The following is a 22,765-nucleotide window of genomic DNA, read 5'->3' as shown; positions in this document are numbered from 1 at the left end:
TCCCCTGCTTTGCCAGTTTGCCAAAAACACAAAAAAACCAAGAGGTTCCTCCTTGAAAGGTGATACATCTTGGTTCTGTTGTGTTTTTGGCGGAGAGAGAGGGATTTGAACCCCCGAGACGGGTACTAACCGCCTACTCGATTTCGAGTCGAGCGCCTTCAGCCAAACTCGGCCATCTCTCCATAAGATTATTTTTCTTCTTTTTTTCTCAGCTGCTGGAAAAACATCTGTATGATGGCTTTGCATTCTTCCTCAAGCACTCCGGAAACAACTTTTACCTGGTGATTAAATCTTGTATCCCGGACTATATCGATTAAAGAATCAACAGCCCCCGCCTTGGGATCTTTAACACCGTAGATAAGGTTTTCCACCCGGAACATTAAAAGCGCCCCTGCGCACATGGGGCATGGCTCAACGGTTGTGTATATTGAAGACCCGCTTAAGCGCCAATCTTTCTGCAAAGCCGCCGCCTGCCTAAGAGCGATGATTTCGGCGTGGGCGGATCCGTCCTGTATTGTTTCGCGAAGATTATGCCCCCGCCCGATAATTACATCATTCAGGACAACAACAGCCCCTACGGGCACTTCACCAAGCAGAAAAGCTTTCTCGGCTTCGGCCAGGGCCTGTCTCATATACAAAATATGCTTTTGTGCAGCATTGTCTTGATCATCCATCATAACCGGAATTTAATTTTAACACAGGCAATATTACTTATCAAGGTGTAACTATGCAGTAAAACCCGTCAGGCAAGGCGTTGGCGCCGCTTACTCCGGCGGTTTAATGCCGCTTGCCGCACAGCGCGGTCCGCTAGCGGTACTGCAAAGACGATCTGGATTTATATAATAGAATAGGTTATTATTTACTTAACTAAAAAAATATGACGAAGGGGATTGAATATGCATGTAATCGGGTTAATCCTGGCAATAATTCTTTTTGTCATCGGCCTGGCCGGGACTATTCTTCCTGTTCTGCCCGGCGCGCCGATAATTTTTTTGGGAATGATTGTTTACGGACTGTTTACAGGCTTTTCTGATCTCACCTGGGGATTTTTCATCTGGCAGGCGCTGTTTACAGTTTTAACATTCACTGTTGATTACATCGCCAGCATGTGGGGTACACGCCGCTACGGGGGATCAAAAACTGCGCTCTGGGGAAGCGTAATCGGGATGATTATCGCAATACCGGTTTTAGGACCTGCGGGGATAATCCTGGGACCTTTCCTGGGCGCATTTTTAGGCGAACTGCTGGTCAGCAGGACACCAGAGCAGGCTTTGCGGACAGGTGTGGGATCCTTGATAGGGCTAATCGGCGGATCAGCGCTGAAGATAGCCGTTGAATTAACAATGATCATCTGGTTTTTAGTGATCATTTGGCGGTAAAACTGTAAAAGTTCAAATTATTCCAGGCGGTGGATTTCTCTCTGCAGCCTTTTAATGATCCTCTTTTCCAGCCGTGAAATATACGACTGTGAAATGCCAAGCATATCCGCAACTTCTTTTTGAGTTTTTTCAACCCCGTTGGCCAGCCCGAAACGAAGTTCCATGATCATCCTCTCCCGCCTGCCCAGTTTCTGCAATGCAAGGTGGAGAAGCTTACGGTCAACTTCTTCCTCAATATATTTATAGATGATATCGTTTTCAGTTCCCAGCACATCTGAAAGAAGCAGTTCGTTGCCGTCCCAGTCCGTGTTAAGAGGTTCGTCAAACGAGACCTCGGAACGTGTTTTACTGTTTCTGCGAAGGTACATGAGGATCTCATTTTCAATACAGCGGGAGGCATAGGTGGCAAGTTTGATTTTTTTAGCGGGATCAAACGAGTTGACCGCCTTAATCAGGCCTATGGTTCCTATGGAAACCAGGTCCTCGACGCCAACTCCCGTATTTTCAAATTTGCGCGCAATATAGACTACAAGGCGCAGGTTTCTTTCAATCAGAACAGTCCGTACGGCCGAATCGCCCGCTTCCAATTTGTCGATCAGATAACATTCTTCATCAATTGAAAGGGGGGGCGGCAGGGCCTCGCTACTGCCCACGTAAAATATTTTAGGACAATAACCGAGCCGGCTGAATATCCGCAATAATAGAACCCGAAAAACCAGCTTCACTCGCCAGATTTTTAAAGCCATGGCTGCAACCCTCCAAACTTTCCTTATGCCGCTTCCAGCAAACCCGGATGAAGCAGGGCATGATAGGCGGAACCTGAATTCAGGCGGCCGCGGGAGATTCCTATAACCACCCTGTCAACAAACACCTTTCCGCCATTCTGGTCTATCTCCACTTCATCGGGACGAATACCGACAAGGAGTCCATGTTCCATGCCGAGTGAATGAAAAGGGATTACCCTGAAACGCGCCGCCCATGATGTTCCTTCCAAAGCAGCCAGCAAGGATGTGTAATCAAGCTCCTTTTTCTCGAAAAACACTTTCACGACGGATGGCAGGATAACTTTTATGGCTGAGTATTCCACAACGATTACAGGTTCCCCGGTAAGAGGGTCCATCAGGCTGTTGCCTGTATCTACCAGCGCGTTTACTTTTACGTTCCGCCCGTAAATGCTGATTCCAAGGGGTACCTGAAAACGGTTCAGGCCGCCTTTCTTTCTAAAAAACCAGCCGCCTGTGACGTACACAGCCCAGAAAAAACACAAAGCCAGCAGGACCACAGCCCAAAAATACCTGCCGATTACAGATGTAATCCTTTCCGCTTCACCCGCTATTACCGGACTTGAATGCAGAAGATAGGTAAAGCCTAAGACCATGCCGCCAAGGCTGAAAGAGGCAAGGTAAAAAAAACAAAAACAGCCTCCCAGAACACGCCATGACAAAGGAGCGAAAGCAATCAGGACCATAACCAGTGACATTAATACCTTTGCAGGAAGGTTATAAAGCCAGCCGGCTGATGAAAAAAAAGAAAGCAGAGAGTAGACGCTTCCGACACCTGCAGCAAGAAGAAGCCTTGGGAAGCGCGGGCTAACCTGACCTAACCGCCCCGCAGCCCACAAGATTACATAGTTCATGATTAAGTTGCCGATCAAAACCTGGTCAACATAAACCACGTAACCCGCCAATAAAACTTCCCCCCAGACAGGTTTTAATAACCCCTACCATGATATGGCCGTTTTACTATCATTATGACAAATATGCAAAAACCAACATGATGCTTAAAAAATTAAAACCCTGCATCAATTATACAATGGCAGGGTTAGTAAACATTGTCAGTTATTGGCTATCTGGCAAATAATTTTCTATCTTTATCCGACAAAAATCTTTTTCTTTTATTTCTTTTATTTCTTTTATTTCTTTTATTTCTTTTATTTAAAGACGATAATCGAGTGTCAGCGCTTCCGGCGAAGAAATGCGGGTATATCAAGTTCTTCGTGACTGCTTAAGGGTTTCAGGCCAACTTCCGTCTTCGGACGCTCCTTTTTAATGAACGGTTTTTGATCAAAACCTGTTGCAATGACGGTAACTCTGACCATTTCTTCCATCATTTCATCAATAACGGCGCCGAAAATTATGTTAGCCTCCTGGTCTGCAGCCTGAGAAATAATCTCCGCAGCCTCGTTAACTTCGAAGAGGCCCAAACCGGTCCCGCCCGTGATATTCAGCAGGACTCCCCTTGCTCCTTCAATAGACGTCTCCAGCAGGGGGCTGGAAATAGCGATTTTTGCCGCTTCCGTAGCCCGGCTTTCACCGCTGGCTATTCCAATGCCCATCAAGGCTGAACCGGTATCTTTCATAATCGTTTTTACGTCGGCAAAGTCCAGATTAATCAAGCCGGGCACAGCGATTAAATCCGATATTCCCTGGACTCCCTGCCGCAGAACATCGTCAGCTATGCGAAACGCTTCCTGCATTGAGGTATGTTTGTCAATAACCTGAAGCAGGCGGTCATTAGGAATTGTAATCAGCGTGTCGACTTTCTCACGGAGGTTCTGAATACCCGTTTCGGACTGGTTCATTCTCCTGCGGCCTTCAAATGTAAACGGTTTGGTTACCACGCCGACTGTCAGCGCGCCTATTTCTTTGGCAATCTCCGCCACTATCGGAGCAGCGCCGGTACCGGTGCCTCCTCCCATACCCGCTGTCACAAAAACCATATCAGCGCCCTTTAAAGCCTGGAAGATATCATCTCTGCTTTCTTCCGCCGCTTTGTTGCCAATCTCGGGAATGCCTCCTGAACCTAAGCCTTTGGTCAGCTTTGCTCCAATCTGTATTTTATTGTTGCTCTGGACAAGTTGCAGCGCCTGAGCATCAGTATTTACGGCAATAAATTCCACACCTCTTAAGCCGGCTACAATCATCCGGTTTATTGCATTATTTCCCCCCCCACCGACACCAATTACCTTTATGCTGGCGAATTGGTCCATATTCAGCTCTAAGTCAAGCATGGGTTTCCCCCCTTTTAAAATCTTAGTCAATTGAATAAATAATAAAATTCAACAAAAAGGGTTATTATCCTCTTTGAACCAGGGAAATTATTTCTTTAAAAGGTGACGTCTGATAATAGCAAGGTTTTGAAACAGACGGACACCAAATGCGACAACTGCGGCAAGGTATAAGTCGATACCAAGCCTTTCACCGACAAAAGCCAATCCCGCAGCCAGTAAAGCGTTGCTGAAAAATCCGCTGATAAATACTGCAAGATCAAAAGTGTCTTCCATAGCGGCCCGGATGCCCCCAAAAACCGAGTCCAAAGCCGCAAGCACTGCGACGGACATATACTTGGCATAGGCTACGGGAAAAAACAAAGGAACATATAATCCCAGGATAACTCCCAGAAGCAAGCCAAGCAAGGCCCAAATACTTACCCACATGTATAATGACGCTCCTTCTTCAACATGGCTCAGGAATGACTGCCATTGTATGCCGGTATGGTCAGGTCTTCACTGGTTTGAATATCCACAGCCGCCCCGAGTTCCCTTAAATATTCAACAACCCCGCCTGAAATATCCATCGCTGCTCTTAATCGTTCAGGATCACCTATTGCCAGGATGTAATAAGGCGGCACAACCCGGGTAAGGTTAACGTTAATGAAAGGCGCCGCGTATCTTATTTCCGTAGTTGCCACGATGCGCTGTCCGTTAATGGAAAGCGCCTCCGCACCTGCAATACGCAATTCATTAACAACTCTTAGAAGGTCTTCATCCCGGAGCGTAAAAAGAGTTGGCGTTTCAGCCTCTGATGACGTCCGGGGATTATCCAGCGTAATTTCAATACCTGGGCCGGTTATCTTAACTAAACCGGCGGCTACTTTTGCGTTATCCAATTCTCCTTTTAACGCCGAGAGAGCTTCCTTTTGACCCTTATTAGCCTGCGCCAATTTGCTGTCTAAATCCTTGATTTCTTTCCTCAAGTTAGCTTTTTCCGTTTCAAGCCTCCGGTATTCTATAGTCAGTTCCTGATCCCTGCCGGCGGGAACGCCCTGGGCTGCCCGGTTTATTGTCCGAATTTGAAAAGTGACCATTAATCCGACAATCAGAGCGACAAGGAAAATAAAGAAGTAGGTTTTTCTCATGTATTATTACTCTCCCTGTTAAAAACCGGCCTGGCATAATCGAATCTTAAACTGCCGGTATAAGCGGGTATAGTTACTTCCGATACCTTCTTCACCGAGACCTGTATACTCCAGAATTGAAGCTGTTCAATTATTCCCCCGCGCATCTGCAAAGATTTTATCATATTATCCGGGTCACCCACGGCGGAAATAATAAACGGCGGTGTTAACCGGTAAAATTTGTTGGTCAGAATTGTCGGGCCGACGCAGCGGATTTCGCTGTCGGCAAGCTGCCGCTGTCCATTTATCGACAAAGCACGTGCGCCGGCGGCCTTAAGCTCGTTTATAACTTTCAGGACATCCTCATCGTGAAGTACGTACAAATTAGGATTTTCGCCTGGCTGCACGATTTTGTTGCTGTCGTTTAAGGTAACCTCCACACCCGGGCCTTTTACCTCGATCAGACCGGCTTGCATACGCGCGCCGTTCAATTCATCTTTTAAAGTGCTAAGCTGGGCTCCGGTCATCGCCTTATCGAGTTCGGCCCTTAGCTTCTCCGCGCGGCTTTGCAAAACATCCCGCTCTTCCCTGGATTTATCAACCTGGCTGACTAAAGTCTGAGACTGGTAGAGAGATGAATTATGTCCGGTATTTTTGGTCAGCCGGAATTGGTAGCTGAACATGAAACCGGCAATTAAGCCTATGATAATTAGAACCAACCGGTATTTTTTTAGCTGAAACATTCCGGCTTACCTTCCTTTCTACTACTACTTGATTACAGGACAGTCCGCAGATGAAAGATCTATATAATCTATTTCCCTGTCTTCAAGCTTGTCCAGAACCTGTCCGAGAACATCCCCCTTGCGGGAAATGTTATCGGGAAAACCCATCCGGCATCGAATCCCGTCAAGTGTGTAGATGGTTATTTTCTTATTTTTGTCCACATTTATTTCCGATAAGGTACCGCTTAATCCCTGTGGAAGGCTTTTAACAACATCCAGGGCAACTGTCAGAAACTGGTTCTGAATAGCCTGGCCTTCCGACGGAACGTGTACACTAAAGCCTGTCACTACCGGGAGATCCGCTTCGCTAATTTTGCCTTTCCTGCAATATACACCTTCTTCATCAATCAGAATGAAATTTGGGGCGGTAAATAAAAAAGCCACCGGTTCGCGTTCCACTATAGAGATGAGCACACCCGATGGCAACTCGCGTTTTACTTCGGCTTCCCGTATCATAGGAAGTTTTTTTATTCTTGAAGATGCGGCAGTCAGGTCCACTTTAAAAATATTCTTATGCAAGTCAATAGCCGCCAGGGATTTTATCTTTTCGGTGGTATAAAATATATTTCCCTTCACTTCTACTTTTTGTATCTCAAAAAAAGAAGAACAAATGAGTATATAAACTACCAGAAGCAAAAGTAAGATAAAAAAAATACTGCCGCCAAGGTTAGGCTTGACAGTTTTTTTGACCTCCACCCGATAGGTGACCAAAAAGTCCACTTCCCAGATGCTATAAATATTATAACCTGTAATGATAATTATTTTATAATAGCTTTTTCTTTTTATTATATATCCATAGCTTAAAATGGGCTAGCTTTTAATACGTATAATCCGGGCTCCCAGACTGTTCAGCTTTTGCTCAAGCCGTTCATACCCGCGATCGATGTGTTCAACTCCCTCTATGACTGACCCGTTGTCCGCAGCCATCGCCGCTAAAACAAGGGCTGCCCCTGCCCGTAAATCGGTAACTTCCACCGGTGCGCCGCTTAGTTTCTGAACCCCCTTAACAATCGCTGTCTGTCCTTCCACCCTTATTTCGGCGCCCATTCTTCTTAATTCACTGACGTGCTTATACCTGTGCTCAAAAACAGTCTCCGTAATAACACTGGTATTATCAGCCAGTGTAAGCAAGGCCATCATCTGCGGCTGCAAGTCTGTTGAGAAACCCGGATAGGACATTGTTTTTATATCCACCGACTTTATTCTGCCGTTACCGGTAACTCTTATGCTGTCATCCCCTTCTTCAACTTTCACACCTGCTTCTTTCAACTTGGCGGTCAAAGCTTCCAAATGCTCAGGAATGATGTTCTCCAGGACTACTTCCCCACCGGTTATGGCGGCGGCAATCATATATGTGCCGGCTTCTATGCGATCGGGAAGTATTTGATATTCACCGGAATGAAGTTCATTAACTCCTTCAATTTTGATCGTACCTGTTCCGGCGCCCTTTATCCTTGCTCCAAGAGAGTTGAGGAAATTTTGGAGATCCACGATTTCAGGCTCACGGGCGGCATTCCTGATGATAGTATTTCCTGCTGCCAAGACAGCAGCCATGATAATGTTTTCAGTAGCCCCCACACTGGGAAAATCAAGGTGTATTTCAGCGCCGGTCAACCGGTCAGCCGAAGCTGTGATAAAACCGTACTTTTCACTTACTTCCGCCCCTAATGCGCACAAACCTTTCAGGTGCAGGTCCATCGGACGTGAGCCAATATCACATCCTCCGGGCCGGGAAATTTTTGCTTTATGGAAGCGCCCTACTAAAGCCCCCAACACAAGATTGGATGCACGCATCCGCCTTGTCAGTTCTTCTTCAACTTCCATTAAATTAACGCTTCTTGCATCAACAGTTACAGTTGTCCCATTTCTTTGAACAACCGCCCCAAGTGAAGTTAAAACACTGCAGATCGTAGCCACGTCCTGTAAGCTGGGCGTATCCTTTATGATGCACTGGCCGTTGCATAAAAGACTTGCCGCTAGAATTGGAAGGGCTGCATTTTTACTGCCGCTGATCTTTACCGACCCTCTTAAGCTTTTTCCACCGGAGATTACAAACCTTTCCACATTATGTCACCCCCCCCCACCTGGTCCTCGCCTAAAACCTTCACCTCAAGAGTCAGTTCTATTGCAAAACGTTGAACAACCAGTTCCTTAACTTTTTCGATCAAATCCAGAACCTCTCGTGCGGTAGCCTTACCAAGGTTAACGATGAAATTGGAATGTACTGTGGAAACCATCGCGTCCCCGACACGCAATCCCTTTCCGCCCGCCTGATCAATAAGAAGGCCTGCGTAACTGCCCGGCGGATTCTTGAAAACGCTGCCTGCGGACGCGGAAGTGATCGGTTGAGTATTCTTACGCCTTTCCAGTATTTCTTTGATCCTCTTCTCAATATCCTTTTTTTCTCTGTTTATGCCAAGGCAGCAGGCTTCAAGAACGATCAGGGAGGCGCCCTGCAAATTGCTCATCCGGTAGCCGAAACCAAACTCCTCAGAAGTCCTCCTGAATGTCTTGCCGGACTGATCCATAAGCAATGCATATTCCAGCACATCACAGATAGCGGCGCCGTTAACTCCGGCGTTCATTACAACCGCTCCGCCCACTGTTCCCGGAATACCCGCTAAAAATTCAAATCCGCCAATGCCTTTGCTTAACGCCGCATTTACAAGGCTAACGAGTTTTGCGCCGCCCCCGGCTGTTATTTTATTGTTTTCTACTGTAACCTTTGAAAACCTAGCGCCAATTTTAAGAACAACTCCGCGAATACCTCCGTCACAGACTAAAATATTCGAACCGTTACCGATTACTGTCAAAGGCAGGTTATGCTTTTGAACCAGATCCAATGTCACACGGAGGCTTTCCATACTGTCAGGTTCAACCAGAACGTCTGCAGGACCGCCTATTCTCCAGGTGGTATGAAGTTTCATCGGCTCGTCAAGCCACACCTGACCCGGCAGCGAATCATGGATGAACTGGTAAATTGGCTGACCATCCACTGCTCTAATTCCCCTTTAATCTGTTTGCAAGTTCAATCCCGGCGTTATATATGTCCCCCGCTCCAAGAGTCATCACCAAATCACCCGGCTGTACAATTTCCAGCAGGTAATTCACGACGTCCATCAAAGCTGGGCAGTAGATTACCTGCTTCCCCGTATTCTTTTCAACGGCTTCGATAATTAAGCCGGCTGTAACACCGGGAAGCTTCTTTTCCCCGGCGCCGTATATTTCACTTATTAAAACAAGATCAGCGTCTCCAAATACTTCCCCAAAACGCTCTTTTAGAAGGGCGGTCCGCGTATAACGGTGAGGCTGGAACACTGCAATCAACCGCTGCCCGTGAACCTGCCGGGCAGCCTTCAAGGTTGCGGCGATTTCGGTTGGGTGATGGGCATAATCGTCGATTATTTTAACGCCCTTTGCGTCGCCAATCACTTCAAAACGCCTGCCCACGCCCCCAAATGAACGCAATGCGTCTGCAATCCCCTCAAAATCCAGGCCCAGCCAACAGCCCAACGCAACAACAGCTAGAGCGTTGAAGAGGTTGTGTTTCCCGGGCAAAGAAAGTTCCAGGCGCCCCAAATACTCCTCGCGGCAGTATACTTCGGCGCTGGAACTTTGCGCGTTTAAAGAAACGTCCCTCAAGGTATAATCGGCCTTGCCGTCAAAGCCATAGGTAACCAGGGGAGTCTTCAGACTTCCGATTATTTCAGATATATAAGGGTCATCAAGGCATACAACGGCGATACCCTGTTCAGGAATCTTGTTCAGGAAAGTGCTGAAGGCAGCCTTCATGCTGTCTATGGAACCGTAGTAATTCAGGTGATCATCCTCGATATTGGTAACAATAACGGCAAGCGGATCAAGTTTTAAAAAAGAACCGTCACTTTCATCGCTTTCGGCCACAAGGTATTCGCCCGATCCCAGTTTTGCATTGGCGCCCAAATCGTTTAATTCTCCCCCGACAACTATCGTCGGATTCAGGCCGTTGTTTTCCAGGACCATTGCCAGCATTGAGCTCGTGGTGGTTTTTCCGTGAGCGCCGGCAACCGCCAGGCCTTTCTTCCTGCACATAAGCCAGGCAAGCAGGTCCGCCCGGTGGATAACCGGCACACCCCTTTTACCTGCTTCAAGCAATTCCGGATTTTCCTCATTAATAGCAGAAGAGATGACAACCAGTCCGGTGTCTTTGATGTTTTCTTTGCGGTGGCCGATATAGCATGTTCCACCCAATGCTTCGATCCTTTGTGTAACTGCGGTACTGGCAAGATCCGAGCCGGTTACCTGGTATCCCATTTCAAGCAGGATTTTGGCCAACCCGCTCATACCAGTACCTCCAATACCTATAAAATGTACCTGTCTTGGCAAAAATTCTTGCAACGGCTATCAACTCCTTCATCTAAACCAAGACACCTTTATTTTATGCCGCTTTGTAAAAAGGTGTTCTATTGTATCTGCCCGGGCATGTCCAATTAAAATGGATGGCGCTTAAATAATAAAAGCTATGCATTCCAGTATTTTTTCAAGCGCCTCAGGATGGCCGAGTCTTTTGCTGGCCAGTGACATTTCCTCTAACTGTACGGAATCGGCAAGTAAACTATCAATTTGTTCCGCTAATATTTTACCTGTCAGATAGCTGTCCTTGATCACTATCGCGGCGCCGGATTTCTCTAAAGAAAGGGCGTTTAATTCCTGATGGTTGCCGCTGGCGTACGGGTAAGGAATTAAAACCGCCGGTTTCCCGACTGCTGTGATTTCGGCAAGCGTTGCCGCCCCAGCCCTGCAAACAATCAAATCAGCCGCCGCCAGCGCAAGGTGCATCTCATGAAGGTAAGGTTTAACAGTATTATTACCATAATCCGGATCGACAAAACACTGCTTTAAGCCGAGTATGAAATCGTCATATTGCGCAGGTCCGGTAATATGTAAAAAATGCAGATCGGACTTATCCCTGAAATATTTAATCACTTCAGGCATTGCTTTATTAATACTTTTCGCTCCCTGACTGCCCCCGAAAGACAGGACCAGGGAGCCGTTATGAGGTAAATTTAACTTCCCGCGCGCTTTTTGCTTTTCACAATCACCAAATTCAGCGCGTACAGGCAAGCCGGTCAGGATGACTTTTACATGTTTCGGAAGACGGCCGGCTGTTTCCGGAAACGTTATTGCAACCGTTTTTACAACATAGGACAGAAGACGGTTGGTTATTCCGGGCAAAGCGTTCTGTTCATGAATTAAGGTAGGTATGCCGCATATGGCCGCAGCCAGAACAACTGGACCGCAAACATAACCTCCGGTACCAATCACTGCCTTGGGCTTAAAATCGGCTAGAATACGCAGCGCCTTGGCAAAACCCAGCGACGCCCGCCAGACAGTAAAAACGTTATCCAGTGTCAGCCGGCGTTTAAAACCGGTTATCCGGATAGGCTCAAAGCTTAATCCGGCGCCTGGGGCTAAGTCCGCTTCCAGGCCCTTAGAGCTGCCTATATATAATATTTCCGCTCCGGGATACTTTTCTTTTAGGCCGCCGGCAATGGCCAGGGCGGGATAAACGTGTCCCCCCGTGCCGCCCCCGGTTATAACAAAACGCATCAACCATCCCTGCTTTTCATACTTTGAAACAATTAAAGTCAGTCAACTGCCGGACTAGTTCTATCATTTGTTAACGCTAAAACGTGATATATTCAACAGGATTCCCATTGAGGCCAGTGAAAAAACCAGTGAACTGCCCCCAAAGCTTATAAAAGGCAGGGTTATACCGGTAATCGGCAAAGAACTGGTAACAACCCCGATATTGATTATAACCTGTACGGCAATACCGGAAATGATACCCGTGGCCAATAATGCGCCGAATGAGTCCGGAGCTGTTACGGCTGCCCTGAAACCTCTCCAGATAAGAATGATGAACAAAAGAATGACTAAACCCGCTCCGATAAATCCAAGCTCCTCACCGATAATTGCGAAGATAAAATCTGTATGCCTCTCGGGTACCCAGAGATACTTGGCGTGGCCTCTGCCCAAACCGGTACCCAAAAGGCCTCCCGAACCGAGTGACATAAGTGAATTCAAAATGTGCCACCCCGTTCCCTGCGGATCTTTTTCAGGATCTAAAAATGCCAAAAAACGTTTCAGGCGGTAAGGTTCCTTCCAGATGGCGCCTCCCAGCGCCACTGCTCCAAAAAGCCCTATAACAGCCAGGTCTTTCATTCTTGCGCCGGCGGCAAAAAGCATAATAAAAATTGTGCCGACAACAGTTACCGCTGTGCCAAGATCAGGTTCCAAAAGAATCAGGCCGCCTGACAAAGCCGCCAGAAGCAAAAAGGGCAGGATTCCAATAAAGGAATTTTTAACTCTTTCAAGCTGCCTGGATAAACCGAAAGCAGTAAAAACCACCAGGCAGAGCTTGACAAACTCTGCAGGCTGAAAGCTAAGCGGGCCCAGGTTCAACCACCTTTGAGCCCCTTGTCTGACAACGCCGACATGAGGAATCAGCACAACTGCCAGAAGCGCAAGGCCTGCGATAAGCAGCAGGCTGGCCCATCGTTTTAGGCGCCAGTAATCGTAGTTCATAAAAGCAAACATAGCCGCAAGGCCGATTATTGCCCAGATGAGCTGCTTTCTAAAAAAGTAAAAGGTATCGTTAAACGGAGGAAGTGTCGCATACCACAGACTTGAGCTGAAAACCATTACAATACCAAGACCGAGCAGGATTAAAAGAACTAAAAGAAGGATAAAATCAGGTGATCTTCTGGTCCTCATTATTGCGGCGTACCTCCTTTAACTCCATTACAGCCTGCTTGAATAAGTCGCCCCGTTCCTCATAGTTTCTAAACATATCCCAACTGGCGCAAGCAGGAGACAGTAAAACAACATCTCCCCGGCGGGCTATCCGGCTGGCTGTCCTTACCGCCTCCGGAAGGGTTCCGGCCAGATATACTTCCGGCCCTCCCCGATTCTCCACCGCCTTCTTAATATCACCGGCGCTTTCTCCGATCAAAACTACTGCCCTTGCCTTTTCCTTGATCAGGACGGACAGTTCGTTAAAGCTGTTGCCTTTATTTCTTCCGCCGGCTATCAGTACGATTGGTTTGCTATAGGATTGGAGCGCTTTCATAGTCGCATCAGGATTTGTGCCTTTGGAATCATTGATATAAGAGATACCGTCAATTTCCGCTGCAAACTCCAGCCTGTGGGCTGCTCCTTTAAATTCACTGAGAACCCGGGCCAGTACATCTACGGTGATCCCGCGTGCCCAGCAGCAAGCGGCGGCAGCCATAGCGTTCTCCAAATTATGCGGCCCGGGAATTACTAACTCACTTACCGGCAAAACAGGGTGGGATTTTTCAGCCCACCGGATGACGATCCAATTATCCTGGACAAATACCCCCCTTGTTAACTTATGAAGACGGCTGAAAAATATTACTGACCCGGGACAAATGGAAGCAAGATTCTTTGTCAGCGGGTCATCAAAATTTAAAACAGTGTAATCTTGTGCGGTCTGGTTGCCAAAAATTTTTGTTTTGGCTGCCGTATAGCCTTCCATATCAACATGGCGGTCAAAATGATCCGGCGTAATGTTTAAAATAGCCCCCACCTGAGGTTTAAAGGAAACTGTTGTCTCCAATTGAAAACTGCTTACCTCGGCTACGATAACATCACCGGCAGAATATTTCTCAACTTCACCAATCAGGGGCAGCCCTATATTGCCCGCAACGAGTGTGCGGTATCCCGCTGCTTTGAAAATTTCCCCTGTTAAAGTAGTTGTTGTTGTTTTTCCGTTTGTGCCTGTAATTGCAATTATGGGTGAACCGGCGAATTGATAGGCCAGCTCCAGTTCACCAATCACAGGTATTCCGAGTTCTTCTGCCTTAGCTATGGGCAAAATCTTCAGGGGGACACCCGGACTTGGCACAACCATCCCATAGCTTCCCGGATCGATGGACGGATAAGACCCAAGCGTTAATTTAATCCCCTCGTTAAGAGAAGCTTCCAGGCCTGCTTCGAATTCCTGTCGGCTTTTTATATCAGCAAGCTCAACTTGCGCCACTTTTTGGGACAGAAAATTGCTTGCTGCTATACCGCTTCTGCCTGCTCCGATGACGAGTATTTTTTGACCTTCTAATCGCAAATTAAAAACCTTCCTTTTAAAACTATCCTATTAGCTTGTAAAAACCCGCCAGGCCGGCTGCAATAAAGACAAGAGTCGCCAGCCAGAAAGTAAGCACAACTTTTCTTTCGCTCCAGTTGCAAAGTTCAAAATGGTGGTGCAGGGGACTCATCCGAAAAATCCTTCTGCCGAACAATTGAAAAGATATTACTTGTAAAATAACCGATAGGGTTTCCAATACAAAAACACCGCCGATAATCAATAAAAAAAATTCGCTCCTTGTTGCAATGGCTGCCGCTCCCAGGCAGGCTCCCAGGGCAAGTGAACCGGTATCACCCATAAAAACCGAGGCTGGATGCCGGTTGAAAAATAAAAAGCCCAGGCAGCCTCCTGCTACAGCAGCCATGATTACGGCAACCCCGTGTTTGCCCAGATCCTGTGAAACAAACATGTAGGCTAAAGAGACCAGCACAGTAGCGCCGGCTGCCAGACCGTCCAGACCGTCGGTAAGGTTGACCGCATTGGCTGTACCAATAATAACAATAACACCTATGATATAAAATAAAATAACTCCCGGCTCCCAGCTTAAACCACCGGGTATAAAAAAACCTGAGAACGGTACAATAAAATCCGTGCCTCGTCCAAGCGCCGAAATACAAAGAGAGCAAAACAGGAAACTGAATAATACTTGTCCCAATAGTTTTTCTCTGGCCCTTAAACCCAGCGGCCTTTTCATATATACTTTAATAAAATCGTCTAAAAATCCGATTAGACCGAAGGCTAGGGAAATACCTAGAACCATCAAGCCTTCAGTGGACCGGCCAGCCAATAAAAGCCCGGAAACCGTTATCCCCGCCAGGAAGATTATCCCCCCCATAGTGGGAGTGCCGCTTTTTTGCAGATGACGGGCCGGGCCGTCGCTGCGTACATTTTGGCCGAGCTTTAATTTGCGCAGCAGGGGGATAACCAGCGGACCAAGCAGAATGGCAACAACTAACGAGATTAAGAATGAATTTAAATTTATAATCCAGCCTGAATCCATCATTTTATTCCTGATTCTAAAATATTTAATGGTCCGCAGATAATGCCTGGATAATTTCTTCCATACGCATCCCCCGGGAACCTTTTACAAGAACTACATCACCGGCTAAAAGGAGTTGTTCAAGCTTTCTATATCCTTCAGCGTTTGAATCACAAATAAAAATACGGCTGCCGGGCATACCGCTTTTTTCTGCCCCAAGAGCCATTTGACGGGCAAGCTGCCCAACAGTAATCAGGTAGTCCACGCCTGTTGAAGCTATGCTTTCCCCTAACTGATCATGAAAAAGATCAGCTTTTTCCCCCAGTTCGAGCATGTCGCCAAGAACAGCAATTCTGCGTTTATCATCCGCAATTTCTGCCAGTACCTCCAGCGCCGCTCTTACCGACGAAGGGTTGGCATTATATGTGTCGTTAATAATCGTGACACCCTTTAGATCAATCATTTCCAAACGCGAGCCGCTTAAGGCGATACGGGCCAAACCCTGTACAATCTCGTCCGTGGTGAAGCCCAGTTCCAAGGCAGTCCCGATAACTGAAAGGGCATTTAAAACGTTGTGCAGACCCGGCAAAGGCAGAAATACGTTAAAACTGCGGCCTTCCGTCTCAACGGTAAAAGCGCTTCCCTCTCCGGATATCCTGATATCACGGGCATATATATCCAAATTGGAAGAAGTGCCGAAAAAGATTACTTTGCCGCGGCAGCGCGCAGCCTGCTTGTAAATATGGGGGCTCTGCGCATTCAAGACTGCAAATCCGTTGGCAGGTATATTTTCAAGCAGTTCCCCTTTTGCCTGGGCAATCTTTTCTACAGAACCCAGAAGTTCAAGATGAGCTTCGCCTATATTGGTAATTATTGCCGCATTCGGCAGCGCAAGGCGGCATAAAAAATCAATCTCACCAAGCCCCCGCATGGCCATTTCAGTTACAAGAGCCTCGTGAGATTCATCAAGTTTTAGTAATGTTAACGGTAAACCTATTTCATTGTTCTGATTGCCGGTCGTTTTTAATGTATTGAATTTCACAGAAAGGATCCCCGCCATAAGGTCCTTGGTAGTCGTCTTGCCGGAACTTCCGGTAACAGCTACTACAGGTATGTTAAAAGCGCTCCGGTTATATCGGGCAAGGTTTTGAAGGGCAGCAAGGGTATCCGGTACCAGAAAAACATCAACACCGGGGGGAAGATCGGGAACCATCCTTTCCAGAACCAGCCCGGATGCTCCCGAAAGCACGGCCTGATCAGCAAAATCATGCGCATCATAGTTCTTGCCGCGAACCGCAAAAAACAATTGTCCGTTTTTGATTCGCCTGGAATCTATTGAAATCCCACTATAGCAGTTTTCGGGGTTGCCCTGTAAAAAGTCCGCCCCAGTAGCCCGGCTGATTTCAGCAGCTTTGATTTTTTTCAAGAACCTTGATTACCTCCTCACGGTCATCAAAGGGAAATTTCCGGTTGCCGATAATCTGATAATTTTCATGGCCTTTCCCCGCAATAACAACCACATCGCCTGCGGATGCCCGGCCCAGCGCATAGGCTATTGCCTTCCTCCGATCAGGTATGGTTGCATAATCTGCTCCGCTGATTCCGTTCATGCCCGCCTGGACATCAGCGATTATATTCAGGGGATCTTCAGTACGCGGGTTGTCAGAAGTAACAACCGCAAGATCGCAGAGACGGGCGGCTATTTCGCCCATCAACGGCCTTTTGCCCCGGTCGCGGTCACCTCCGCAGCCAAATACAGAAATAAGTTTCCCTGAAGTAATTTCCCTGGCCGTTTTAAGAACTTTCTCAAGGCCGTCAGGCGTGTGCGCATAATCTACTATAACCGTATAGTCCTGGCCCCTGTCAACCTTCTCAAATCGCCCCCGGACTCCGGAAACAGACTGCAGGGATTCAATCATCGCTTCCAGCGGCAGTCCGTCCGCTCCTCCCGCCGCAAGAGCGGCAAGGGCGTTGTAAACATTGAACAGACCCGTTATTTTTAAGGATACCTTTGATACGCCCCAGGGTGTAACAACTAAAAATGATACCCCCTTTGATGTTACTTCTATACCGGTAGCCCTAACCATTGCTTTTTCCCCAAGGCCATAGGTGATTACGTCTACCTTGCTGGCAGCTAAAATTTCCCCGGCCCCCGGATCATCACAATTAACTATGGCATACCTTTGTTCGCTTTTATCCTCCGAGTTGAGCATTTTAAAGAGAATTGCCTTTGTCCGCAGGTAATCGTCCATATCCTGGTGAAAATCCAGGTGGTCCTGGCTTATATTTGTAAACAGGGCAGTTTTAAACCGGCACCCCACAACCCTTCTCAAGGCAAGGGCATGGGAACTGACTTCCATAAACGCAGTTTTAACTCCTTGTTCAACCATCCTGGAAAAGAGCTGCTGCAGATCAAGCGACTCGGGTGTAGTTTTGTCCACCGGCAGTTCCAAATCACCAACCCAGTTTGAAATAGTGCCGATGATCCCTGTTTTATCCCCTGCAGACCTGTAGATAGCCGCCAGAAGGTGGGTGGTAGTGGTTTTACCGTTAGTTCCGGTAACTCCGATTAGTTTCAGTTTGTGTGTCGGATTCCCGTAAAATTTTGCTGAAAGCAGAGCCAGGGCGCTGCGTGTATCCGGAACCCGGACCCAGGCTATGTTTTCGGGAATGTTCACGGGCTTTTGGATTACAACGGCACAGGCTCCGTTCTTGATAGCTTTCTCGATAAACAAATGCCCGTCTGTTTTAAAACCTTCAATGGCAAAAAATAAAAAACCCTGCCCAACTGACCGGGAATCGTAGGCCATACCCCAAATCGGAACTTGTAAGTTTTTTGAACTGGCCAGGATCTTCTGATTTCCTATTAATTCATTGAACAACAAAGGTGAAATCTCCTGTTTCTTCTCGGTTTATCCTATCATCAGCTCTAGTACAATTCAATAACCTTTATTTGCCATTGGTATTATTGACAGAATAAGGATATTAATATCACTTGCTCTTTAAGGCCTTTCAATAAATGTATTACCGCCTATACTTTCAGATGCGGCAGGCGCTTCTTCAGGCTGTTCCTCAAAGGTTATCAAGCCCGGAGGCGCAAAATTAACCCTCACCGTAGAACCCCGCTTCACTTTTTTCCCCGGCAGTTGTTCTTGCGATTCAACAATTCCCGTACCTTTAAATTCCAGGTTTAAATCAAGGTTTCTAAGCAGTTCCGCAACTTCACCCATAGTCAAGCCTTTTAAGTTGGGCATGGTTACATAACCGGCGCCGCCGCTTTCCTCCAGGGGTTTTAAGTTTAAGACGACCTTGACGCCGTTATAAACCTCCACACCCGGAGCAGGCATCTGCCCGTAAATGATATTTCCCCGGCCGTTCAACTGGTAAGTAAGACCGCTGCCGGAAAGCATCTTTATACCTTCGTTAACGGGATAATTGATTACATTGGGCGCCTTGACCTTAATGCGCGGTTCCTCATAAATAAAGGGATTGGGCGGCTTCTTGATATCGGGCGTTTCAGGGACACGTAAATAGTGCAAAGAATCGCGTACTACAGCTTGAAAAACAGGAGCGGCTACTTGGGAGCCGTAATAAATACCTCCCTGCGGTTCGGCAACCATCACCAAACAAGCCAGACGGGGCTTGTCGGAAGGAGCAAATCCTGCAAAAGAAGACACATACCTGCCTGAAACATAACCGCCGTTTTCACCTACTACCTGAGCCGTGCCTGTTTTGCCGGCAACCCGGTAACCGTCAATGAAGGCATTTTTTCCGGTGCCTTTTGTGACGACGTGCTCTAAAAGCTCACGTACCTGACGGGCCTCCTCCTCCGTAACAACACGTCTGATCACTTCCGGCTTGAAGCCTTTAGCAAGATTCCCGGAACTATTCCGGATTTCCCTGACTACCTGCGGACGCAACAGGGCGCCGCCATTTGCTATGGCCGCTACAGCGGAGACAAGCTGAATGGGTGTTACCGCAATTGACTGCCCAATTGCCATAGTCGCGACATTCAAATTTGTAGCATCCTTTTCAGGAATTAACAGACCTGTTTCTTCTCCCGGCAGATTGATGCCGGTAGGTTCTCCAAAACCAAAGTCATTAATATACTTGTAAAAATTTTTGACACCCAGGCGCAGTCCGAGTTCAACAAATCCGACATTACAGGAATTTGCAGCCACTTCCTCAAATGTCTGGCTGCCGTGCCCGCCGTCGAGCCAGCAATTGATTATCCGGTCGGCAACCCTTACATAGCCGGGACAGAAGAAAGGATCGGTGCGCTTAACAACTTCAGCGCCGAATCCAGCCGCCATTGTAACGATCTTAAAAGTTGAACCGGGTTCATAATTATACCAAATAGCAGGGTTTCTGTCCCAAATATAGGCTGGTGTTATTTCCCATTTATTTGAATTGAATGTAGGCCGGTTGCCAATGGCCAAAATTTCACCCGTCCCGGGATCCATTACAACTATTACCGCCAGTTTCGGTTGGTATCTCAGAACAATTTTATCAAGTTCACGCTCTACGAACTGCTGGATTGTTTCATCGATGGTCAGGACCAGGCTGGAGCCCTGTTTGGGCGGCAGGTACTTGTGCAAGGGTTCCGGTACATCCTGACCGATGGCATCCTGTTCGACAATTATGCGTCCGGTGGTACCTTTTAATTGGTCATCATAGCTTTTCTCAATTCCGGTCAGGCCCTGGTTGTCAATACCGGTAAAACCCAAAAGATGCGGCGCAATAGTCTGCAGTGGATAGAAACGCTTACTCTCCTCCAGTAAAAAAACACCACTTAGATTCAAACTTTTTATTTTTTGCGCTGTCTTCAAGTCAAGTTTGCGCCCAAGCCATTCAAAACAGGAAGGACGGGTAAGCACACGGTAAAGAAACGGAACGTCTTCTTTCAGAACAGGGGAAAGTGTTTCAGCAGTTTTCTGAGGTTCCCTGATCAAACTGGGGATAGCATAGACAGAATCGACACTTACGCTGCTGACCAATATTCTGCCGTTGCGGTCATATATATTGCCCCGCTTGGCCTCAACGGGAATATCCCGCATGCGGACCTCAAGGGCTTTGTTCTCCAGGTCTTTGCCCCAGACAAATTGAATCCAGGATAAACGACCGACCAGGCAGAACAGAGCCAAACCCGATAAGAGCAGGACAATAGTCAGCCTTTTACGGATAAGCACAGTATTTGGCGCCATCAGGACCTCCGGTTTTAGTGGTCAGGCGCCGCTTCCATATGAAACCGTCAGCTTGAATCAGGTTTCTTAAACCGGTTATGACGCCTGGCGTCTAAGATTTGTGTCAGACTTATTAGCCACCAAATTTACCAGTGCCTGAATCACCCAATTATTATTTATATCCGCTGCGTCAGCCAGGGATTTCTTTTCCGCCGGAGGAGACGTTTCGTTTGTAAGTGTTGCCTTTTCAGCCGGTTCTGTCTGGATAATTACCAATTTATTCAAATCCGGCCTGACCATGCCCAGCTTTGTAGTAGCTACCATTTCGATCTTGTCTAAAGATGAAAACCGCTCCAGTTCTTCAGATAAATCTTTTACCTGCATATCCAGGCTGGCTGTCTGCATCCGGAGCTTGTATATCTGGTAGCCTGTATTCACCATCTGAGCATATAGAAAAACAACAAATATTCCTGCTATGAAAACCGATAATACGAGACCGACGATAACCAGTTTCTGTCTTCTTGACAGAAACTCATTCCGGCTTTGCCGGGCGGGCTTATTTAGTCTTTCGGGCAAACTGGTATATTTGGATTGTTCTTGTACCGCTACCAATCTATTCATCTTCCTTTTGCTTTAGAACTTACACAATCTTTTCCGCCACCCGCAGCTTCGCGCTACGCGAACGCGGATTTTGCTCGAGTTCAACATTTGTTGGCGTGATGGGTGAAGGCCTTATAATTCGCAGGCAGGCCTTTTTTTCACAAATGCAGTAGGGAAAATCAGGCGGGCAGGTACAGGCTGATGATATTTCCTTGAATGTCTCTTTGACAATGCGATCTTCCAGGGAATGAAAGGAAATAACGCAAATACGTCCCCCGGTTTTCAAGAAAGGAACTGCCTCCCGTAAAGACTTGCCCAGTTTGTCCAGTTCCTGGTTGACAGCAATACGCAGGGCCTGAAAAGTGCGTTTTGCCGGGTGCGGGCCGCGGCGGCGGCTGCGTGCCGGAATTGCTTTTTTGATAATATTGACCAGTTCTCCGGTGGTCTGTATTGTCTTATATTTTCGCTCCTGAACTATAAACGCAGCAATTCTTTTGGCCCAGGATTCCTCACCATATCGCCGGATCAGATCTGCCAACTCGGTTTCCGAAAGTTCATTCACCAGTTCTCCGGCACTGATAGAATCCCCGGGATCCATACGCATATCCAGAGGGCCGTCAAACTGGTAACTGAAACCGCGTTCCGGGTTGTCCAGTTGGGCTAAACTTACTCCCAGGTCGAACAGGATACCATCTACAGAAGTAATTCCGAGCTGATTGAGCACCTGCGGCAAAAAAACAAAATCACTCTTTACCAACGTTATCCTGTCTTGATATTCTTCAAGGCATTGTCTTGCATAATCAAGCGCAAAGGGGTCCCTGTCCAATCCTGTCAAATGGCCGTCAGGGGAGGTGAGTTCCAGAATTTTGCGGCTGTGCCCCCCGCCGCCGACCGTACAATCCACATAAGAACCGCCGGCTTTTAACATCAATGAAGAGATAACTTCTTCTATCATTACCGGCGTGTGGAATAACTTTTTTTGATCACCTTCTTTATCAGGATCTGCCATCTGATTTACCGCTCACCACATCTGTCAGACAACAATACCAAAACCCCCGATTTTCTCAGCTATTTGTTCAACCAAATCAGCATTTCCGCTGTTATATTTTTCCCAATTATCTCTTGACCAGATTTCAACCCGTGAGGATACTCCAATAATAACGGCTTCTTTCTCTAGAGCCGCATGTTTTCTGAGATTATTAGGAACTAATATTCTTCCCTGTCTGTCAACTAAACATTCACTGGCGCCACCAAAGAAAAAACGAACAAAGGCCCGGACATCCGCACTGGTAAAGGGCATGAGACGCATTTTCTCTTCAAGTATTGTCCACTCCTGGGGGGGGTAGGCAAATAAACAACTATCCAGGCCTTTGGTTAAAACAAACTTAATACCCAGGCTGTCGCGAAAGCGGGCAGGGATAAAAAGCCTCCCCTTATCGTCTATGGTATGCTGGTATTCACCCATAAACATATTCCGCTAACCCACTTTCCACCACTCTACACCACTCTAATTTCTAGATCAATCAAAAAACTCCTGCTTTTTTAATTAAATTTTTTTAAAAAAAAAGCCGCCTGTGCCG

Annotated in this window: 22 protein-coding genes and 1 tRNA gene; 1 reads left to right on the top strand and 22 read right to left on the bottom strand. The window is 47.2% G+C overall.

All coding sequences use genetic code 11. The annotated features are described in order from the left end of the window. Positions 1-87: 87 nt before the first annotated feature. Positions 88-182: transfer RNA gene (locus DEH07_11345), tRNA-Ser, on the bottom strand. Positions 183-188: 6 nt separating this feature from the next. After that, on the bottom strand, positions 189-632 hold the full coding sequence (locus tag DEH07_11340; protein HBY05082.1) for a tRNA-specific adenosine deaminase: 444 nt from the start codon (positions 630-632) through the stop codon (positions 189-191). 264 nt (positions 633-896) lie between these two features. On the opposite strand from DEH07_11340, the gene DEH07_11335 reads away from it, so the two are divergent. Next, entirely contained in the window at positions 897-1,379 is a 483-nt protein-coding gene (locus DEH07_11335; GenBank protein ID HBY05081.1) for a DUF456 domain-containing protein, read from the top strand. A gap of 17 nt (positions 1,380-1,396) precedes the next feature. Here the strand turns inward: DEH07_11335 and DEH07_11330 are convergent, their stop codons facing one another. The 20 genes from DEH07_11330 to DEH07_11235 form a co-directional block, all read right to left on the bottom strand. Beyond that, positions 1,397-2,125, bottom strand: a complete 729-nt coding sequence (locus DEH07_11330) for an RNA polymerase sporulation sigma factor SigE (protein ID HBY05080.1) — start codon at positions 2,123-2,125, stop codon at positions 1,397-1,399. A 23-nt stretch (positions 2,126-2,148) separates the two neighbouring features. Further along, on the bottom strand, positions 2,149-3,066 hold the full coding sequence (gene spoIIGA / locus DEH07_11325; GenBank protein ID HBY05079.1) for a sigma-E processing peptidase SpoIIGA: 918 nt from the start codon (positions 3,064-3,066) through the stop codon (positions 2,149-2,151). A 267-nt stretch (positions 3,067-3,333) separates the two neighbouring features. Next, positions 3,334-4,389 (bottom strand): cell division protein FtsZ, encoded by a 1,056-nt coding sequence (locus DEH07_11320; GenBank protein ID HBY05078.1) that lies wholly within the window; start codon positions 4,387-4,389, stop codon positions 3,334-3,336. Between the two features lie 87 nt (positions 4,390-4,476). Beyond that, on the bottom strand, positions 4,477-4,815 hold the full coding sequence (locus DEH07_11315; protein HBY05077.1) for a DUF1290 domain-containing protein: 339 nt from the start codon (positions 4,813-4,815) through the stop codon (positions 4,477-4,479). 29 nt (positions 4,816-4,844) lie between these two features. Continuing rightward, entirely contained in the window at positions 4,845-5,516 is a 672-nt protein-coding gene (locus DEH07_11310) for a hypothetical protein (GenBank protein HBY05076.1), read from the bottom strand. Beyond that, complete coding sequence (locus tag DEH07_11305; GenBank protein ID HBY05075.1) at positions 5,513-6,238, bottom strand: hypothetical protein; 726 nt, start codon at positions 6,236-6,238, stop codon at positions 5,513-5,515. Before DEH07_11305 ends, DEH07_11310 begins: the two co-directional genes overlap by 4 nt. Before the next feature lie 24 nt (positions 6,239-6,262). After that, the gene (locus DEH07_11300; protein ID HBY05074.1) at positions 6,263-6,997 is read right to left on the bottom strand and encodes a cell division protein FtsQ; all 735 of its coding nucleotides are present in this window, start codon (positions 6,995-6,997) and stop codon (positions 6,263-6,265) included. 90 nt (positions 6,998-7,087) lie between these two features. Beyond that, entirely contained in the window at positions 7,088-8,341 is a 1,254-nt protein-coding gene (murA, locus tag DEH07_11295; GenBank protein ID HBY05073.1) for a UDP-N-acetylglucosamine 1-carboxyvinyltransferase, read from the bottom strand. Beyond that, a complete protein-coding gene (locus DEH07_11290) occupies positions 8,326-9,204 on the bottom strand; it encodes a UDP-N-acetylenolpyruvoylglucosamine reductase (GenBank protein ID HBY05072.1) in 879 nt (292 codons plus the stop codon). The genes murA and DEH07_11290 overlap by 16 nt, the downstream gene beginning before the upstream one ends. Before the next feature lie 73 nt (positions 9,205-9,277). Beyond that, complete coding sequence (locus tag DEH07_11285) at positions 9,278-10,654, bottom strand: UDP-N-acetylmuramate--L-alanine ligase (GenBank protein ID HBY05071.1); 1,377 nt, start codon at positions 10,652-10,654, stop codon at positions 9,278-9,280. A gap of 108 nt (positions 10,655-10,762) precedes the next feature. Beyond that, on the bottom strand, positions 10,763-11,866 hold the full coding sequence (gene murG, locus DEH07_11280; GenBank protein HBY05070.1) for an undecaprenyldiphospho-muramoylpentapeptide beta-N-acetylglucosaminyltransferase: 1,104 nt from the start codon (positions 11,864-11,866) through the stop codon (positions 10,763-10,765). Positions 11,867-11,929: 63 nt separating this feature from the next. Continuing rightward, on the bottom strand, positions 11,930-13,033 hold the full coding sequence (gene ftsW, locus DEH07_11275; protein HBY05069.1) for a putative lipid II flippase FtsW: 1,104 nt from the start codon (positions 13,031-13,033) through the stop codon (positions 11,930-11,932). Further along, positions 13,011-14,402, bottom strand: coding sequence for a UDP-N-acetylmuramoyl-L-alanine--D-glutamate ligase (locus tag DEH07_11270; protein HBY05068.1), 1,392 nt, complete (start codon positions 14,400-14,402; stop codon positions 13,011-13,013). Before DEH07_11270 ends, ftsW begins: the two co-directional genes overlap by 23 nt. 22 nt (positions 14,403-14,424) lie before the next feature. Further along, complete coding sequence (locus tag DEH07_11265) at positions 14,425-15,423, bottom strand: phospho-N-acetylmuramoyl-pentapeptide-transferase (GenBank protein ID HBY05067.1); 999 nt, start codon at positions 15,421-15,423, stop codon at positions 14,425-14,427. A gap of 25 nt (positions 15,424-15,448) precedes the next feature. Further along, positions 15,449-16,828 carry a UDP-N-acetylmuramoyl-tripeptide--D-alanyl-D-alanine ligase gene (locus DEH07_11260; GenBank protein ID HBY05066.1) on the bottom strand — a complete coding sequence of 460 codons (1,380 nt, stop codon included), beginning with the start codon at positions 16,826-16,828 and terminating at the stop codon, positions 15,449-15,451. Next, positions 16,806-18,287 carry a UDP-N-acetylmuramoyl-L-alanyl-D-glutamate--2,6-diaminopimelate ligase gene (locus DEH07_11255; GenBank protein HBY05065.1) on the bottom strand — a complete coding sequence of 494 codons (1,482 nt, stop codon included), beginning with the start codon at positions 18,285-18,287 and terminating at the stop codon, positions 16,806-16,808. The genes DEH07_11260 and DEH07_11255 overlap by 23 nt, the downstream gene beginning before the upstream one ends. Before the next feature lie 117 nt (positions 18,288-18,404). Continuing rightward, the gene (locus DEH07_11250) at positions 18,405-20,606 is read right to left on the bottom strand and encodes a stage V sporulation protein D (GenBank protein HBY05064.1); all 2,202 of its coding nucleotides are present in this window, start codon (positions 20,604-20,606) and stop codon (positions 18,405-18,407) included. Positions 20,607-20,681: 75 nt separating this feature from the next. Continuing rightward, positions 20,682-21,206 (bottom strand): hypothetical protein, encoded by a 525-nt coding sequence (locus DEH07_11245; GenBank protein HBY05063.1) that lies wholly within the window; start codon positions 21,204-21,206, stop codon positions 20,682-20,684. A gap of 19 nt (positions 21,207-21,225) precedes the next feature. Next, entirely contained in the window at positions 21,226-22,194 is a 969-nt protein-coding gene (locus DEH07_11240) for a 16S rRNA (cytosine(1402)-N(4))-methyltransferase (protein HBY05062.1), read from the bottom strand. A 24-nt stretch (positions 22,195-22,218) separates the two neighbouring features. After that, a complete protein-coding gene (locus tag DEH07_11235) occupies positions 22,219-22,656 on the bottom strand; it encodes a cell division/cell wall cluster transcriptional repressor MraZ (GenBank protein ID HBY05061.1) in 438 nt (145 codons plus the stop codon). Positions 22,657-22,765: the final 109 nt, after the last annotated feature.

Source organism: Desulfotomaculum sp., assembly GCA_003513005.1.
In the GTDB taxonomy this organism is placed as follows: domain Bacteria; phylum Bacillota; class Desulfotomaculia; order Desulfotomaculales; family Nap2-2B; genus 46-80.
This window is presented reverse-complemented; position numbering and strand designations above follow the sequence as displayed.